General features: G+C 67.8%; 17 protein-coding genes. 10 read left to right on the top strand and 7 right to left on the bottom strand.

All coding sequences use genetic code 11. From position 1 onward, the window contains the following. Positions 1 to 13: 13 nt before the first annotated feature. Positions 14 to 1126, top strand: a complete 1113-nt coding sequence (locus LMI96_RS00085) for a methyltransferase (protein ID WP_228360056.1) — start codon at positions 14 to 16, stop codon at positions 1124 to 1126. A gap of 433 nt (positions 1127 to 1559) precedes the next feature. Here the strand turns inward: LMI96_RS00085 and acs are convergent, their stop codons facing one another. After that, positions 1560 to 3545 (bottom strand): acetate--CoA ligase, encoded by a 1986-nt coding sequence (acs, locus tag LMI96_RS00080; RefSeq protein ID WP_228360055.1) that lies wholly within the window; start codon positions 3543 to 3545, stop codon positions 1560 to 1562. A 358-nt stretch (positions 3546 to 3903) separates the two neighbouring features. Between acs and LMI96_RS00075 the strand changes: the two genes are divergently transcribed. Both LMI96_RS00075 and LMI96_RS00070 read left to right on the top strand, forming a co-directional pair. Then, positions 3904 to 4158: a DUF4287 domain-containing protein gene (locus tag LMI96_RS00075; protein ID WP_223720575.1), complete on the top strand. Its 255-nt coding sequence runs from the start codon at positions 3904 to 3906 to the stop codon at positions 4156 to 4158. A 49-nt stretch (positions 4159 to 4207) separates the two neighbouring features. After that, positions 4208 to 4363, top strand: coding sequence for a hypothetical protein (locus LMI96_RS00070; RefSeq protein WP_223720574.1), 156 nt, complete (start codon positions 4208 to 4210; stop codon positions 4361 to 4363). 209 nt (positions 4364 to 4572) lie between these two features. Here LMI96_RS00070 and nrdF read toward each other — a convergent pair whose 3' ends face one another. From nrdF to nrdH, 4 genes are read right to left on the bottom strand one after another with little or no spacing between them, the layout of a single operon-like run. Further along, positions 4573 to 5547, bottom strand: coding sequence for a class 1b ribonucleoside-diphosphate reductase subunit beta (gene nrdF, locus LMI96_RS00065; RefSeq protein ID WP_223720573.1), 975 nt, complete (start codon positions 5545 to 5547; stop codon positions 4573 to 4575). 28 nt (positions 5548 to 5575) lie between these two features. Beyond that, complete coding sequence (gene nrdE / locus LMI96_RS00060) at positions 5576 to 7732, bottom strand: class 1b ribonucleoside-diphosphate reductase subunit alpha (RefSeq protein ID WP_223720572.1); 2157 nt, start codon at positions 7730 to 7732, stop codon at positions 5576 to 5578. Next, on the bottom strand, positions 7714 to 8193 hold the full coding sequence (nrdI, locus tag LMI96_RS00055) for a class Ib ribonucleoside-diphosphate reductase assembly flavoprotein NrdI (protein WP_228360054.1): 480 nt from the start codon (positions 8191 to 8193) through the stop codon (positions 7714 to 7716). Before nrdI ends, nrdE begins: the two co-directional genes overlap by 19 nt. 3 nt (positions 8194 to 8196) lie before the next feature. Continuing rightward, positions 8197 to 8430, bottom strand: coding sequence for a glutaredoxin-like protein NrdH (gene nrdH, locus LMI96_RS00050; RefSeq protein ID WP_223720570.1), 234 nt, complete (start codon positions 8428 to 8430; stop codon positions 8197 to 8199). Between the two features lie 397 nt (positions 8431 to 8827). On the opposite strand from nrdH, the gene LMI96_RS00045 reads away from it, so the two are divergent. The 4 genes from LMI96_RS00045 (at position 8828) to LMI96_RS00030 (ending at position 13078) form a co-directional block, all read left to right on the top strand. Next, positions 8828 to 10033, top strand: coding sequence for an MFS transporter (locus tag LMI96_RS00045; RefSeq protein ID WP_228360053.1), 1206 nt, complete (start codon positions 8828 to 8830; stop codon positions 10031 to 10033). Positions 10034 to 10152: 119 nt separating this feature from the next. Then, positions 10153 to 10911: an alpha/beta fold hydrolase gene (locus tag LMI96_RS00040; RefSeq protein WP_228360052.1), complete on the top strand. Its 759-nt coding sequence runs from the start codon at positions 10153 to 10155 to the stop codon at positions 10909 to 10911. After that, positions 10908 to 12077 carry an acyl-CoA dehydrogenase family protein gene (locus LMI96_RS00035; protein WP_228360051.1) on the top strand — a complete coding sequence of 390 codons (1170 nt, stop codon included), beginning with the start codon at positions 10908 to 10910 and terminating at the stop codon, positions 12075 to 12077. Before LMI96_RS00040 ends, LMI96_RS00035 begins: the two co-directional genes overlap by 4 nt. Beyond that, positions 12074 to 13078 carry an aldo/keto reductase gene (locus LMI96_RS00030; RefSeq protein WP_228360050.1) on the top strand — a complete coding sequence of 335 codons (1005 nt, stop codon included), beginning with the start codon at positions 12074 to 12076 and terminating at the stop codon, positions 13076 to 13078. Before LMI96_RS00035 ends, LMI96_RS00030 begins: the two co-directional genes overlap by 4 nt. Before the next feature lie 10 nt (positions 13079 to 13088). On the opposite strand, the gene LMI96_RS00025 is transcribed toward LMI96_RS00030, so the two are convergent. Then, positions 13089 to 13361 (bottom strand): metal-sensitive transcriptional regulator, encoded by a 273-nt coding sequence (locus tag LMI96_RS00025; RefSeq protein ID WP_223720565.1) that lies wholly within the window; start codon positions 13359 to 13361, stop codon positions 13089 to 13091. Between the two features lie 32 nt (positions 13362 to 13393). On the opposite strand from LMI96_RS00025, the gene LMI96_RS00020 reads away from it, so the two are divergent. Genes LMI96_RS00020 through LMI96_RS00010 form a run of 3 tightly spaced genes read left to right on the top strand, consistent with a single transcriptional unit; the run spans position 13394 to position 15515 of the window. Continuing rightward, positions 13394 to 14668 carry a DUF445 domain-containing protein gene (locus tag LMI96_RS00020; RefSeq protein ID WP_228360049.1) on the top strand — a complete coding sequence of 425 codons (1275 nt, stop codon included), beginning with the start codon at positions 13394 to 13396 and terminating at the stop codon, positions 14666 to 14668. A gap of 17 nt (positions 14669 to 14685) precedes the next feature. Continuing rightward, positions 14686 to 15048: a gamma-glutamylcyclotransferase family protein gene (locus tag LMI96_RS00015; RefSeq protein WP_228360048.1), complete on the top strand. Its 363-nt coding sequence runs from the start codon at positions 14686 to 14688 to the stop codon at positions 15046 to 15048. Next, positions 15045 to 15515, top strand: coding sequence for a histidine phosphatase family protein (locus tag LMI96_RS00010; RefSeq protein WP_228360047.1), 471 nt, complete (start codon positions 15045 to 15047; stop codon positions 15513 to 15515). The genes LMI96_RS00015 and LMI96_RS00010 overlap by 4 nt, the downstream gene beginning before the upstream one ends. 5 nt (positions 15516 to 15520) lie before the next feature. Here LMI96_RS00010 and LMI96_RS00005 read toward each other — a convergent pair whose 3' ends face one another. After that, a complete protein-coding gene (locus LMI96_RS00005) occupies positions 15521 to 16318 on the bottom strand; it encodes a methyltransferase domain-containing protein (protein WP_223720561.1) in 798 nt (265 codons plus the stop codon). Between the last annotated feature and the right edge of the window lie 233 nt (positions 16319 to 16551).

Here is a 16551-nt window from a genome sequence, read left to right as displayed (position 1 = left end):
GTAGCGTGGACGGGTGACATTCTCCTTCGATGCCCTGCGACGCTGGCCCGACATCGAAGGGCCGGATCAGCTCGCGGTGGATGCGGCGGACCGCCTGATTCTCGACGAATCCGCCGCCGCCCGCGCCGATCTCCCCCGCACCGACATCGCTGTCATCGGCGACGGATACGGAGCGATGGCCCTCGGAGCGGCCGACGCGGGCACGGACGGCGTCGTGCGCGTGCACCAGGACTCCCTGCTCGGCGAACGTGCGCTCGCAGCGAACGCGGAACGCACCGGACTCACGGATGCGGTCGCATCCGTTCCCCTCTCCCCCGAGCTGCTGCGCGGCGCGCGCGTCGTCCTGCTCCGGCTGCCGAAGTCGCTCGATGAGCTGCGCGACATCGCGGGAGCTATCGCCGCACACGCGGCACCCGATGTCGTGGTCTTCGCCGGCGGCCGCCTGAAGCACATGTCGGTCGGCATGAACGCCGTTCTCGGTGAGAACTTCTCCCGCCTCGACATCACCCACGCCCGACAGAAGTCGCGGGTGCTCATCGCTCAGGGCCCCCGGAACGGCCGCGACCCGGAACCCCGTCGCGCGACCCACGACGGGCTGGTCGTCTGCGGCTTCGGCGGCGTCTTCGCCGGCACGTCCATCGACATCGGCACGCGATTCCTGCTCGAGCATCTGCCCGAGACGATCCCCGCCGAGGGCCGAGTCGTCGACCTCGCTTGCGGGTCGGGTGTCGTCGCCGCGTGGCTGGCCCGGCGGCATCCGGAACTCTCCGTCTACGCGTCCGACCCGTCGGCGGTGGCCGTCGCCTCCGCCCGCGCAACGGCCGCCGCGAACGAGGCCGGCGATCGGATCACGGTCGTGCGCGACGATGCCCTCTCCGCGCTCCCCGACTCGAGCGCGTCGTTCATCGCCCTGAATCCGCCGTTCCACTCCGGCACCGCGATCGACACCAGGCTGGCCGCGCACCTGTTCGCGGATGCCGCACGAGCACTCCGGCCGGGCCGCGAGCTGTGGACCGTGTGGAACTCGGCGCTCCGTTACCGCGGTGAGCTCGAGCGGATCGTCGGCCCGACCCGGCAGATCGCGCGCAACGGCAAGTTCACCGTCACCGCATCCGTCGCCCGCTGATCCCAGCGCCCCGCGCCCCTCACCCAGCCGGCGGTCTCCGCTCCGCCTCTCTCCCCTCGCCGCGCTCCCCCTCCGCCTCTCTCCCCTCGCCGCTCTCCCCCTCCGCCTCTCTCCCCTCGCCGCGCTCCCCCTCCGCCTCTCTCCCCTCGCCGCGCTCCCCCTCCGCCTCTCTCCCCTCTCGCTGTCTACCCGGCACCCAGCGCCCTTCACCCTCCACCCCATGTCCCACTTTTTGCCGCAATAGCGGTGCCAGAGCGGCAAAAGTTGGGACATGCTGCGCGAATAGTGGGACATGCCGACGCAGCACAGTTCGGCAGGAGGTGGGTCAGCAGCCGGGGCCGGTGCCGGGCCAGGGGCGGCGCCGGACCAGGGGCGGCGCCGGACCGGGGCGGGGCCGGACCGGGGCGGGGCCGGACCGGGCGCGCCGCCGGGATCAGCGGCCGAGGTGGATGCGGACGATCTCGGCGATCCTCGGCGGAACGGTCTCGTCCTGCAACGAAGTCGTGTCACCCAGCGGTCGGCCGTCGACGAGGTCGACGAGGAGTCGGCGCATGATCTTGCCGCTGCGGGTCTTCGGCAGGTCGGGCACCGTGAACACGAACTTCGGCTGCGCAACCGGGCCGATGGAGGTGCGGACGTGCCCGCGCAGCTCGGCGGCCTCACCATCGCCCGTCACGAACGCGGCGATCGCCTGGCCCGTGAGGTCGTCGGCCACCCCGACGACCGCCGCCTCGCCGACCTTCGGGTGCGCGACCAGAGCGGATTCGATCTCGATCGTCGACAGCCGGTGCCCCGAGACATTGATGACGTCGTCGATGCGGCCGAGCACCCAGAGGTCACCGTCGTCGTCGAGCTTCGCCCCGTCTCCGGCGAGGAAGAATCCCTGGTCCGCGAACCGCTTCCAGTACGAGTCGCGGTACCGCTCCGGGTTTCCCCAGACCGTGCGCGACATGCCCGGCCAGGTGCCGTCGATGACGAGCAGTCCCCCGCCTCCCGGCCCGACGTCGCGTCCGTCCGCGTCGACCACGCGTACGGTCAGTCCGGGCAGCGCGGTGAGTGCCGATCCGGGCTTGAGCGTCGAGACTCCGGGCAGCGGCGCAGCGATCGCCCCGCCGGTCTCGGACTGCCACCAGGTATCGACAATCGGGGTTTCGCCGCGACCGAGATACCGGTGGAACCACACCCAGGCCTCCGGGTTGATGGCTTCGCCGACCGTGCCGAGCAGGCGGATGTGTGACAGGTCGTACGACGCGGGCGGCCCATCGGGGTACCGGCTCATGAGCGAGCGGATGAGGGTCGGCGCCGTGTAGTACGTCGTCACGCCGTAGCGCTGGAGGATCTGGAAGTGCCGCTCCCACGACGGGGTGTCGGGAGTGCCCTCGTAGAGCACGCTCGTCATCCCGTTCAGCAGCGGCCCGTAGGTCTCGTAGCTGTGCGCCGTGACCCACGCGAGGTCGGCCGTGCACCAGTACACGTCGGTCTCGGGTTTTGCGTCGAATACGGCCCAGAACGTCCACGCGACGTGGGTCAGCCATCCGCCCGTCGTGTGCACGAGACCCTTGGGCTTTCCCGTCGTGCCGCTCGTGTAGATGATGAAGAGCGGCGTCTCGGCGTCGAAAAATTCCGGTTCGTGCACGTCGGATGCGCCGTCCACCACGTCGTGCCACCACACGTCGCGGCCCTCGGTCCACGGCACCTCGTCGCCGGTGCGACGGATGACGAGCACGTGCTCGATCGACTCGACGCCCGCAACGGCCGCATCCGCCTGGTGTTTGACCGGCACGGCCTGGCCGCGGCGGAACTGTCCGTCGGTCGTGACGAGGAGCTTCGCGCCGGTGTCTTCCACTCGGAACCGCACGGCCTCCGCCGAGAATCCCCCGAAGACGAGCGAGTGGATGGCGCCGATGCGCGCGGTCGCGAGCTGGATGATGACGGTCTCGATGAGCACGGGCAGGTACACGACCACCCGGTCGCCCACGCCGACCCCGAGTGCCGTGAGCGCGTTCGCCGTTTTGGCGACCTCGCGCTGCAGCTCGGCGTAGGTGATCGTGCGGCGGTCACCGCGCTCGCCCTCGAAGTGGAAGGCGACCCGGTCGCCGTGGCCCGCGGAAACGTGTCGATCGACGGCGTTGACGGATGCGTTCAGCTTTCCGCCGGCGAACCATTCCGCGGCCGGCACGCTGTCTCCATCCGTCGGCGTCCAGGAGTGCGCGGTGTGCCAGGGCTCCGCCCACTCGAGCGCGTCGGCCCGGTGGGTCCAGAACGTCTCCGCATCCTCGCCCGCGCGCTCGACCCATTCCCGGGTGATCCATTCCGGCGTGACGTTCGCCTGCGCGGTGAACGCGGCCGGCGGCGGGAACGTGCGTCGCTCCTCGAGGAGGCTGCGGATCGTGTCGTCGTGCGGGGCGTGCGCGGTCATGCTCGGCTTCCGGGTCGGGGGCGGTTCCGGTGGTGGTGCGTCCGGCCCGGACGCTGCGATGCGACGCGGGTCCGGGCTGTGCTTCCAGCATCCGGGGTCGTCCCGCAGGACCCAAAACGGGTGACGACGTGTGACGCCCACCCCGCCCCGCCCGCATCCACTCGCCCCGCACTCGCGCGTCGCGAGATTCGGAGATGCGACGAGATTCGGAGGGTTTTCACGCGAAGCCTCCGAATCCGGTGACATCTCCGAATCCCGTGACGGCGACGGCGCCGCAGACACAGCCCCAGACACAGACGCGTGCACGTGCACGAAGGACGCCGCAGACGACACACGGATGCTGCCCTAGCCTGGGCGCATGAGTACGCACAGAGTGGTGGCCCCCGACCTCACCGGCGCGGAGAAGCCCAAGGGCCCAGCGTCGTACTTTCCGAGCATCGAGAAGACCTACGGTCGGCCGGTGCAGGAGTGGCTGGATGTGGTGGTCGAACAACTCGATGCGGGCAAGACCCACATGGCCGTCGTCACGTCACTGAAGGACGATCACGGTCTCGGCCACGGGCACGCGAACGCGATCGTCGCCTATGCGAAGGCTGCGCTCGCGAAGAGCTAAGGCCTCGGTGGCCTGTCGGCGCGACGGCACGGGCCGCTAGGCTCCGGGCATGATGGCAAGTCTCGGTGGATGGCACATTCTGATCCTGCTCGGCTACGTTCTGGTGATCGCACTCATCGTCGTGGTGGCGGCACTCGCCGTCCGCTGGGCCGTCCTGTCGGCGCTGAAGGCGCACACGAGATGGGTCGACGCGGGGAAACCGTGATCGTCGCGGCGCGTGGTTCGAACGCCGGTCAGCGTCGCCGGATCGCGGCCGCGATGCCCACCGCGCACGTGAAGACGAACAGGCCGATGAGGCCGGCGAGGAAGTACACGACTTCGAGGGTTTCTCTGTCCACAGGGCCAGAGTAGAAGTCCCGCAGACAACACAGAAGGGGCGGATGATGAACATCCGCCCCTTCTGTGTTGCTCGACTCAGAAGTCCCAGTCGTCGTCTTCCGTCGCCTCGGCCTTGCCGATGACGTAGGACGAACCCGACCCGCTGAAGAAGTCGTGGTTTTCATCAGCGTTCGGCGACAGGGCCGAGAGGATCGCCGGGTTCACGTTCGTGACCGTGGCCGGGAACATCGCCTCGAAGCCCAGGTTCATCAGGGCCTTGTTCGCGTTGTAGTGCAGGAACTTCTTGACGTCCTCGGTCAGGCCGACCGCGTCGTAGAGGTCCTGCGTGTACTGCACCTCGTTGTCGTAGAGCTCGTAGAGCAGCGAGAACGTGTAGTCCTTGATCTCGTCGCGCTCGGGCTGGGTGAGCTGCTCCATGCCCTTCTGGAACTTGTACCCGATGTAGTAGCCGTGCACCGACTCGTCACGAATGATGAGGCGGATGATGTCGGCCGTGTTCGTGAGCTTCGCCTTCGCCGACCAGTGCAGCGGCAGGTAGAAGCCCGAGTAGAACAGGAACGACTCGAGCAGGGTCGAGGCGACCTTGCGCTTGAGCGGCTCGTCGCCACGGTAGTAGTCCATGACGATGTGCGCCTTCTTCTGAAGGTTCTCGTTCTCGGACGACCAGCGGAACGCGTCATCGATCTCGGGCGTCGAGGCGAGCGTCGAGAAGATCGACGAGTAGCTCTTCGCGTGCACCGACTCCATGAAGGCGATGTTCGTGTACACCGCCTCCTCGTGAGGGGTGATCGCATCCGGGATCAGCGACACCGCGCCGACCGTGCCCTGGATGGTGTCGAGGAGCGTGAGCCCCGTGAACACCCGCATCGTGAGCGTCTGCTCGTCGGGCGTCAGCGTGTTCCACGACTGGATGTCGTTGGACAGCGGCACCTTCTCGGGCAGCCAGAAGTTGTTCACCAGGCGGTTCCAGACCTCGAGGTCCTTGTCGTCCTGGATGCGGTTCCAGTTGATCGCCTGGACGGCGGTCAACAGCTTGAGCTTCTCGGTCATCGTTCCTTCTCGCAGTTCGCAGCGACCGTCAGAGCATGCAGCTGACGCACTCGGACATGTCAGTGCCCTCGAGCGCCATCTGCCGCAGGCGGATGTAGTAGATCGTCTTGATGCCCTTGCGCCAGGCGTAGATCTGGGCCTTGTTGATGTCGCGCGTGGTCGCGGTGTCCTTGAAGAAGAGCGTCAGCGACAGGCCCTGGTCGACGTGCTGGGTGGCCGCGGCGTACGTGTCGATGACCTTCTCGTAGCCGATCTCGTACGCGTCCTGGTAGTACTCCAGGTTCTCGTTCGTCATGAACGGAGCCGGGTAGTAGACGCGACCGAGCTTGCCTTCCTTGCGGATCTCGATCTTCGAGGCGATCGGGTGGATCGAGCTCGTCGAGTTGTTGATGTACGAGATCGATCCGGTCGGCGGCACGGCCTGCAGGTTCTGGTTGTAGATGCCGTGCTTCTGGATCGAGGCCTTCAGCTCGGCCCAGTCGCCCTGGGTCGGGATGTGGTGACCGGCGAACAGCTCCTGCACGCGTGCGGTCTGCGGCACCCACTCCTGCTCGAGGTACTTGTCGAAGAACTCCCCCGACGCGTAGGTCGAGTCGGCGAAGCCGTCGAAGGCGTGTCCGCGCTCGATGGCCAGCGCGTTCGACGCCTTCAGCGCGTGGAACAGCACGGTGTAGAAGTAGATGTTCGTGAAGTCGATGCCCTCTTCGGAGCCGTAGTGCACGTGCTCGCGCGCCAGGTATCCGTGCAGGTTCATCTGACCGAGGCCGATGGCGTGCGAACGGTCGTTGCCGTCTTCGATCGAGCGCACCGAGCGGATGTGGCTCTGCTCGCTCACCGCGCTGAGCGCCCGGATGGCGGTGCTCACGGTGCCACTGAGGTCGCCGCCGTCCATCGCGAGGGCGATGTTCATCGAACCGAGGTTGCAGGAGATGTCCTTGCCGATCTCGGCGTAGGAGAGGTCTTCGTTGTAGGTCGTCGGCGTGTTCACCTGCAGGATCTCGCTGCAGAGGTTCGACATGTTGATCCGACCCTTGATGGGGTTGGCCTTGTTCACCGTGTCTTCGAACATGATGTACGGGTAGCCGGACTCGAACTGGATCTCGGCAAGCGTCTGGAAGAACTCGCGGGCGTTGATCTTCGTCTTCTTGATGCGCGCGTCGTTGACCATCTCGCGGTACTTCTCAGTGACCGAGATGTCGCCGAACGGCACTCCGTAGACCTTCTCCACGTCGTACGGGGAGAAGAGGTACATGTCTTCGCCGTTCTTGGCGAGTTCGAACGTGATGTCGGGGATGACGACACCGAGCGACAGCGTCTTGATACGGATCTTCTCGTCGGCGTTCTCACGCTTGGTGTCGAGGAACTTCATGATGTCGGGGTGGTGGGCCGAGAGGTACACCGCACCGGCACCCTGACGCGCTCCGAGCTGGTTCGCGTAGCTGAAGCTGTCTTCGAGGAGCTTCATGACGGGGATGATGCCGCTGGACTGGTTCTCGATCTGCTTGATCGGCGCACCCGACTCGCGGATGTTCGACAGGAGCAGCGCCACGCCGCCGCCGCGCTTGGAGAGCTGCAGCGCGGAGTTGATGCCGCGGGCGATCGACTCCATGTTGTCTTCGATGCGGAGCAGGAAGCAGGAGACGAGCTCGCCGCGCTGCGCTTTGCCCGTGTTCAGGAAGGTCGGCGTGGCCGGCTGGAAGCGGCCCGAGATGATCTCATCGACGAGTTGCAGCGCGAGCTTCTGGTCGCCGTCGGCGAGGCCGAGCGCCGTCATCACGACGCGATCCTCGAAGCGCTCGAGGTAGCGCTTTCCGTCGAACGTCTTCAGCGTGTAGCTCGTGTAGTACTTGAAGGCGCCGAGGAAGGTCTCGAAGCGGAACTTCTTTCCGTACGCGAAGTCGTTGATCTGCTGGATGAAGTCGATCGGGTACTTGGCGAGCACACCGGGCTCGTAGTACTCCTTCTCGACGAGGTAGTCGAGACGCTCCTGCAGGGAGTGGAAGAACACGGTGTTCTGGTTCACGTGCTGCAGGAAGTACTCCTGAGCCGCGCGCTTGTCGGCGTCGAACTGGATCTGCCCGTTCGCGTCGTAGAGGTTGAGCATCGCGTTGAGGGAGTGGTAATCGAGCCCCTCGAAGCGGGCATCGGACTTGAAGCCCGTGTCGGTCAGTACTGCTTCCACCATCGTTCTAATCCTTCGCTGATGCGTTCGACGTCTTCTGGCGTGCCGAAAAGTTCGAGCCGGTACAAGTGCGGCACACGGCACTTGCGGCTGATGATGTCTCCGGCGAGGCAGTAGGCCGCGCCGAAGTTCGTGTTGCCTGCGGAGATGACTCCCCGGATGAGGTTCCGGTTCTGCTCTCCGTTGAGGAACCGGATCACCTGTTTCGGTACCGCACCCTTCTCCTCACCGCGTCCTTGGCCGCCCCCGTAGGTGGGGGTGACCAGAACGAACGGCTCGTCGATGACGGGCACGGGGTCGGTGGGACGGAGCGGGATCCGCACCGCCCGCTTCCCGAGCTTCTCGATGAAACGCGCCGTGTTACCCGACACGCTCGAGAAGTAGACCAGGAGCAGGGTGTTGGAGCGGTCGCCCGTCCCCTCGGAGGCAACCGCGCCGACGTGGTCTGCGACAGCGGTTGCCATTACTCAGACCAGCCGGGATGCCAGCTCGTCGATCTTGTCGGGACGGAAGCCCGACCAGTGGTCCTCGTCCGTGATGACGACGGGGGCCTGCAGGTAGCCGAGGGCCTTGACCTGCTCGAGGGCCGCGGGGTCCTCGGAAAGGTCCAGAACGTTGTACTCGATGCCCTTGGAGTCCAGTGCGCGGTAGGTCGCGGTGCACTGCACGCAGGAAGGCTTGGTGTAGACGGTGATAGCCATGTGAACTGGTCTTCTCCCTTCGGTGATGAAGATTTTCCGGCTGTGGTGCTGCCGGGACCTCAATACTACATATGGGTACGGGTGCCCGGAAGCACCACAAGGGGTAGTAGTTACATCGGTGTCATTTTCCACCGTTGTCCCCATCTACAACACAGGTTCTCCACCGTTTCATCCACAGGCGACGGCGTGTCCCGGACCCTGTGAAATCGCAGATCCAGGGCTCGATCGCTCCTTTTTCGAGAAGTAATCCACAGGTCCGACGCTACGCCGGGCCACCGACATCCGAATTCCGACCCCGCCCACGTCTCGGCGTGTCGCAGCGGTGTCCGCGGGGTGTCCTCGTGGTGTCCGCCCGTGCCGCTCGGCGGCGGGCACGGCGGCGCGATACCGTTGTGCAGTGGCGGGCTATCGGGATCTCTTACGTACTCCGGGCGTCGGGCGAATCATCGCCGCCCAGCTGACGGCCCGGTTCCCCAACGGCATGACCAGCCTCGGCATCCTGCTGCACATCGAGTTCGTCACCGGCTCGTACGGTGCGGCCGGACTCGTGCTCGCGGCGACCTCGGTCGGACAGGCCATCGCCGGGCCCGTCACGAGCCGTTGGATGGGCCTCTGGGGCATGCGGAAGGTCATCACGCTCACGATGTTCGTGTGCGCGGCGGCGATCGCCGCGATCGCGCTCATCACGATGGAGCTGCCGGGGTACATGGCGCTCGGGTTCATCGCCGGACTGTCCACTCCCCCGATCCAGTCCGCCGCGCGGACGATCTACCCGAAGCTCGTGAACTCCCGCCAGCTCACCCCGCTCTACTCGCTCGACGCGTCGCTGCAGGAGATCATCTGGATCCTGGCGCCCGTCGTCATCACCCTCGTGGCCACCCAGGTCGGCACCTGGGAGTCCCTCATCCTCATCGTGGTGATCCTGATCGGGGGCGGCGCCTGGTTCGTGCTCTCCCCCGAGGTCGGCCGCGTCCGCATCCCGCGCAGCAAGCGCCGATTCGGCAAGGTGCTGGCGCGCCCCACCGTCCTGCTCGCCACCGTCATCGGGCTCCTCCTCATCGGCGCCTGCTCGGCGGTCGAGGCCGGCGTCGTCGCGACCTTCGGTCACGGGGGCCTCGAAGCCGGTCTCGTGCTGGCGATCTTCTCCGTCGGCAGCCTCGCCGGCGGCCTCTCCTTCGGACACATCCCGATGGGGCCGTGGGCGATGGCACGGCGGATGGCGATCGTCGCGGTCGGACTCGCGCTCACCATGATCTCGCTCGATGTCTGGTGGCTAAGCGGCACGCTCTTCCTCGCCGGCATCGGAATCGCTCCGGCCCTCGCCGTGCTGTTCGCGATCACGTCCGCGAGCGTCAAGTTCAGCGACACCGCCGAGGCGTACGGCTGGGTGGGCACCGGGCAGCTGATCGGCGCGGCCGCGGGCTCCGCCGTCGCCGGGTTCCTCATCGACGGGGTCGGTCCTCAGGGCGCCTACATCGCCGCCGCGGTCTTCGGCGTCGCGGGCGTCATCGTCTCGGTCGTCTTCGTCCGCGGCTTCCCCGATCTCCGCCACCGGGATCCGAGCCCCATCCCCGACACCGAGCCGACCCACATCATCACCTGACCGCCTTTCGTCGATCGCGCTTTCCGGAAGGAACGGAGGGGTGCGAGGATGCGGCGGGGCCCGTCACAGCGCGCAACACGCACGGCGCAGCCCATCGGGTTCGGCTCTACGCTCGAGGTATGCCCGCTTCCGTCGTCCTGCCCCGTCTCGCCTGGGGAAGTCCTGCCGCCGACCGTCATGCGCTGCTGATCCACGGCCTCGGCTCGTCCGCTGCCCTGATGTGGCGCTACGGCACGGCTCTGGCCGAAGACGGCTGGTACGCCGTCGCCGTCGATCTGCGCGGTCACGCGCAGGCGCCGCGCGCGCTCGATTACTCGATCGCGGCGTACGCCGCCGACGTTGCCGCCACGACCTCCGAGCGCACAAACCCGTGGGATCTCGTCATCGGGCACTCCCTCGGAGGCGCCGCCGCCGTCCGCGCGTCGGCCGATCACCCGGACTGGACCGCGCGGCTCATCCTCGTCGACCCCGCACTCCATCTCCTGCCCGCCGACCGCGAGATCGTGCGCAACAGCCAGGAGGCCGCGTTCGCCGATCCGACGCCCGAAGCGGTGCGCGCCCAGCATCCGCGATGGCACCCGCAAGACATCGAACTCAAGGCGACCGCGGCGCAGCAGGCCAGCGTGTGGGCGGTCGAGCAGACCAGCGAGCAGAACCCGCAGTGGGACGAGCGCGACGCCGCTGCGCGCCTCGCGGTGCCGACCCACGTGCTCGGATCCGACCCGGCCGTCTACAGCATCTTCACCGGCGGCACCGCCGCGGAGGTGCTCGCCTCGAACGACCGCATCACGATGTCGATCGTAGAGAAGGCGGGCCACTCGCCGCACCGGGATCGCCCGGCCGCCACCGTCGCCGCGCTCCGGAAGGCGCTCGCATGACGTTCGACGCGGCCCGGTATCTTCCCGACGATCTGCTCGAACGCATCCGCTCCCGCGCGGCCGGCGTCGATCGCGACAACGTCTTCCCGGAGGACGACCTGCGCGAACTCCGCGACGCCGGTTACCTCTCCATCCTCGTGCCCGCCGACCGGGGAGGTGCGGGGCTAAGTCTCGCCGAAGCATCCGTTCTCCAGCAGCGCCTCGCGACGGCGGCGCCCGCCACGGCGCTCGCGATCAACATGCACCTCGTCTGGACCGGGGTGGCGAAGGTTCTGCGCGATCGCGGCATCGACGACCTCGCGTTCGTGCAGACCGGGTCGGTCGCCGGCGAAGTCTTCGCCTTCGGCATCAGCGAGGCCGGCAACGACCTGGTGCTGTTCGGCAGCGGAACGGATGCGGTCCCCCGCGCCGACGGCTCGTACGCCTTCACCGGCACGAAGATCTTCACGTCTCTCTCCCCCGTCTGGACGCAGCTCGGCCTGCACGGGTTGGATACGACATCGCCGGATGGCCCCCAGCTCGTGTACGCCTTCGTGCCGCGGAGCGACGCGGTCGTGACGCGCGATGACTGGGACACGGTCGGCATGCGCGGCACCCAGTCTCGGACGACGGAGCTCCACGGCGCCGTCGCCCCCGCCGAGCGCGTGGTGCGCCGGATCGCCCCCGGGCCGAACCCCGATCCGATCGTCTTCGGAATCTTCAGCGTCTTCGAGATCCTCGTGGCGTCGGTCTACACGGGGATCGCGCGGCGCGCCCTCGACCTCGCCGTCGACGCGGCCCGCACCCGCCGGTCGAAGAAGACCGGGCGGGCGTACAGCCAGGACGGCGACATCCGCTGGCGGGTGGCGGAGATGGCCCTCGCCTACGACGCCCTCGGCCCGCAGCTCGACGCCCTCGCGAGAGACGTGGATGCGGCGACCGCTCACGGTCCGCGCTGGTTCTCGCTGCTCGCCGGCGTGAAGCACCGCGCCACCGCCACGGCCAAGCAGGTCGTCGACGAAGCCATCCTCGTCGCCGGGGGGTCGTCGTATTTCTCTTCGAATGAGCTCGGGCGCCTCTACCGAGACGTGCTCGCCGGCGCTTTCCACCCCTCCGACCCCGAGTCGGCGCACGCGACCGTCGCGTCCGCCTGGCTCGGTCCGCTCGACGAACAGGAGTCGCGATGACCGCGATCGACAGCATCCGACTCGGCGACGATCTCGTCGTCAGCGCCCTCGGTTACGGCGCCATGAGCCTCAGCGACGTCTACGGCCCCGTGGACGACGAGACGGCTCTCGCGACGCTGACGCACGCCGTGGACCGGGGGCTCACGTTCGTCGACACCGCCAACATCTACGGGGCCGGCCGCAGTGAGCGGACCATCTCGCGCCTGATCGCCATGCGTCGCGACGACATCGTCCTCGCCACCAAGTTCGGCATCGACGGCGGACGGATCGGACGACGCGGGATCCGCGGCGACGCCGCCTACGTGCACGAGCAGATCGACGCGAGCCTGCAACGGCTCGGAACCGACCACGTCGACCTCTACTACCAGCACCGCGTCGACCCGAACGTGCCGATCGAGGAAACGGTCGGCGCGATGGCCGAGCTCGTCGCCGCGGGCAAGGTCCGCCATCTCGGGTTGTCCGAAGCGACGGCCGACGAGATCCGGCGGGCCCACGCCGTGCATCCGATCGCTGCCGTGCAGACCGAGTGGAGTGTCGTCAGTCGAGACGTCGAGCTCTCGGTCGTGCCGACCGTGGCAGAGCTGGGTATCGGTTTCGTGCCGTATTCGCCGCTCAGCCGCGCGTGGCTGACCGACGGCTTCGCCCCGGAACAGATCGGCGACGGCGACGGTCGGCCGAAGTTCCCGCGGTTCCTCCCCGAGAATCTGGCCGCCAACGCTCCGCTCCGTGCCGACTATCTCTCGATCGCCGCACGGCACGACCTCACCGGCGCCCAGCTCGCGCTCGCCTGGCTCTACACGCGCGCAGACGCGATCGGCGTCTCGATCGCACCGATTCCCGGATCCCGGTTCGCCGCGCACGTGGACGAGTGGATCCCCGCGGTCGCGGTGAGACTGGATGCGGCCGCCATGCAGGAGCTCGACGGTGTCGCCGGCCGGATCGCGGGCAACCGCAGTTTCGATCCGAACTGGACGAGTCAGCGCGGCGACCTGGTCGGCTGACGTCGACCGGTTACTTGCCGGAGAAGTCGAACGCTTTCAGCAGCTCCGCGACCGCTTGGTCGCGGTCCTCTCCACCCGCATCGAACATCTCGGTCACGTGGGTGCGGAGGTGGTTCTCGAGCAGCAGCTTGTTCAGCGACTCGAGCGAACGTTGGATGGCGCGGGACTGCGTGATGACATCCATGCAGTAGTCCTCGGCCTCGATCATCTTCGAGAGGCCCCGCAACTGCCCCTCGAGGATACTGGTGCGGTGGAGCGCGCGCTTCTTGATGTCGTCGATCACGCGTTCAGAGTACGCCGTGCGAGGATGGCCGAATGGCCCGCACACCGATGGCTCTGCTGAGCGCCGCAGACCAGGAACGCGCACGCGGACTGCGTCTGATGAAGGGCATCGCTCTCGGGGCGCTGATCGCCCTCGCGGTCGTCTTCGTGATCGCCTTCTCCCTGCAGGAGCGCTTTCCGTGGCTCGCGTACGTCCGTGCGGCGGCCGAGGGCGGAATGGTCGGTGCGCTCGCGGATTGGTTCGCCGTCACGGCGCTCTTCCGACGCCCCCTCGGACTGCCGATCCCGCACACCGCGATCATCCCGACCCGCAAGAACGAGATCGGCCGCACGCTCGGGGAGTTCGTCGAGACGAATTTCCTCTCCGGCGACGTCATCCGCGCCCGGCTCTCCGCGACCCCGATCGCCGCGCGTCTCGGCGAGTGGCTGCGCACCCCCGAGCACGCCGAACGCGTCGCCTCGGAGGCCGCGACCATCATCGCGAACGTCCTCGAGGCACTCAGCGACGAAGACGTGCAGGACGTCATCACCGACCTCGCCCGCGAACACCTGATCGTCCCCGAATGGGGCCCGCCCCTCGGGGGCTGGCTCGAGCGGCTCGTCGCGACCGGCGCGCATCACCAGGCCGTCGACCTCGCCGCCGACAGCATCGGCACGTGGCTCGAGTCGAACCGCGACGCGTTCGCCGGGCTCCTGTCGCGCCGGCTGCCGTCGTGGGTGCCGTCGATGGTGCACAACCTGATCGACGAAGCCGCCTATCACGAGGCCGTGAAGTTCACCGCGGCGGTGCGCGCCGACCCGGAGCACCGCGCGCGTCTCGCGATCGACACGTACCTCGAGCGCCTCGCCGATAACCTTCAGCACGACCCCGAGACGATCGGACGCTTCGAGGACGCCAAGACGACGGTCTTCGATTCGCCGCGCGTGCGGGAGCTCGCCGCAGACGCGTGGACGACCGCGAAGAACGGTCTCGTCACGGCTCTCCACGACGAAGACAGCGGTCTGCGCCGCCGGGGCGCCGCGGCGCTCGCGGAGATCGGCGATCGCCTGGTCACCGATGAGACCGTGCAGCGCCGGGTCGATGGCTGGGTGACGGATGCGGCGGTCTTCCTCGTCGAGCGCTACCGCCACGACATCGCGTCGGTCATCACCGACACGGTCGAGCGCTGGGACGCGGCGGAGACCAGCGAGAAGATCGAGCTCATGGTCGGGCGGGATCTCCAGTACATCCGCTTGAACGGCACGATCGTCGGATCTCTCGCCGGACTTCTGATCTTCACCGTCGCGCACGCGATCTTCGGCGCGTAAGGCGATAGCGTGAGCGCGTGCCCGGCTCCGCAGACCAGCTGCTCTTCGCATACGGCACGCTTCTGCGCCCGACCACGCAGCTCGATGTCTTCGGGCGGCTGGTCCACGCCGACGACGACATCCTCCCCGGGTACGCGCTGCGCTACTGCGACGGCGAAGATCCCCGGGCCGCGGACCCGACGGCGCACACGGTTCTCCCCCTCCTGCGTCCGACCGGCAGCGAGCTCGACAAGGTGCCCGGACAACTGTTGCATCTGAGCCCGGATGAGCTCGATGCGGCCGACGAGTTCCAGGTGCCGTTGTACCGGCGCGCACGCGTGACGGTGGCCAGCGGGCGTCGGGCCTGGCTCTATCTCCGCAGACCGGAGGCGACCGCATGATCGAACTGACGATCGCCCGGCACGCGGATGCGGCCTGGGGATCCGCCACGCAGACCGATCACGACCGGCCGCTGAGCGCTAAAGGACGACGTGACGCCGCCCGGATGGCGACCGTCCTGCAAGAGCAGTCGCCGCACGCGTGTCGAGTCATCTGCAGCACCGCCGTCCGCGCCCGCGACACGGCGGCGGTCTATGCGCACGCGCTCGGGGTTGCCCTCGAGGAGGACGAGCGGCTCTACGGCGCCGAACCGGACGCCCTCCTGGCGGTCGCGGAAGGAAGCGGCACCGACCGCATCCTGCTCGTGGCACACGATCCGGGGCTCAGCTCTCTGGCCTTCGCTCTGACCGGTACGGTCACGGGGATGCCGACCGCGGCGATCCTCCACCTCCAGTGGGCGTCCGCCACCTGGGCCCAGGCGCTCGGACGGTCACCGGATTCCTGGTCGTTCGACCACCCGTCACGCTGACGGCGTCAGCCGGCGGCGATGATCTCTCCGTGGGGCATGAGGAACCATCCGTCGGGCGCTTCGGCCCACGCTCGCCATCCCGCGGCGATGCGTTCCAGCCCGGCCCGATCGGTGACCCCGAGTTCGACGGCGTGCTGAGCGAAAGACGACTCCAGGGCACGCTCCGCCCAGAGACCGCCCCACCACGCGCGGTCCTCGTCGTTTTCGAACAACCAGAGCGATGCGGATGCGGTGATCTCGGAGAAGCCGGCCTCGCGCGCCCAGGACTTCAGCTTGCGCCCCGCGGACGGGTCGCCCGCGACGAGCCGGTGTACGCGCAGGTAGACGTCGTGCCACTCGGCGAGGGCCGGCAGGAGCGGGTACCAGATCACTCCCTCGTAGTCGACGTCGCGCGCGGCGACGACACCGTCACCGACGACCCGTCGGAACTCGCGCAGAGCGTCAACGGGCCGGGCGAGGTGCTGCAGGACCTGGTGGGCGTGCACGATGTCGAACGATGCATCGGCGTGCGACAGCGCGTAGGCGTCGTCGGTGTCGAAGGTCACGTTGCCGACGTGCTCGGATGCGGCGTATGCGCGTGCGCGTGCCACGACATCGGCTGCGGCGTCGATACCGATGACCTCTGCCGGCGCCACGCGCCGTGCGATGTCGACCGTGATCGTGCCGGGGCCGGCGCCCACGTCGAGCACTCGCGCGCCGGGAACGAATCGGCTCTCCACATACGCAGCGGAGTTGTCGACGGTGCGCCACTCGTGTGCGCGAAGCACGCTGGCGTGGTGTCCGTGGGTGTAGCTATCGGCCATGAACCGAGACTAAGCGAGCGGGGGATGCCGCTCGCTCATGTGACGAAAACGCAAAAACGGGCATTGTCGCGCGATGATCGCGTAACAATGCCCGTCGGCAGGAAAACTCCTTCTGGAGGGTGTCCGTAACGCAGTAAAGGCCACCCGTCACTGGGTGGCCTTTACTGTTTTGTGAAAAGAAGTCCGGCGGTGTCCTACTCTCCCACAGGGTCCCCCCTGCAGTACCATCGGCG

This window comes from Microbacterium sp. cx-59 (assembly GCF_020805625.1).
Lineage (GTDB): Bacteria > Actinomycetota > Actinomycetes > Actinomycetales > Microbacteriaceae > Microbacterium.
Note: the sequence above shows the minus strand (reverse complement) of the source record. Positions and strands in the feature narration are given on the sequence as shown.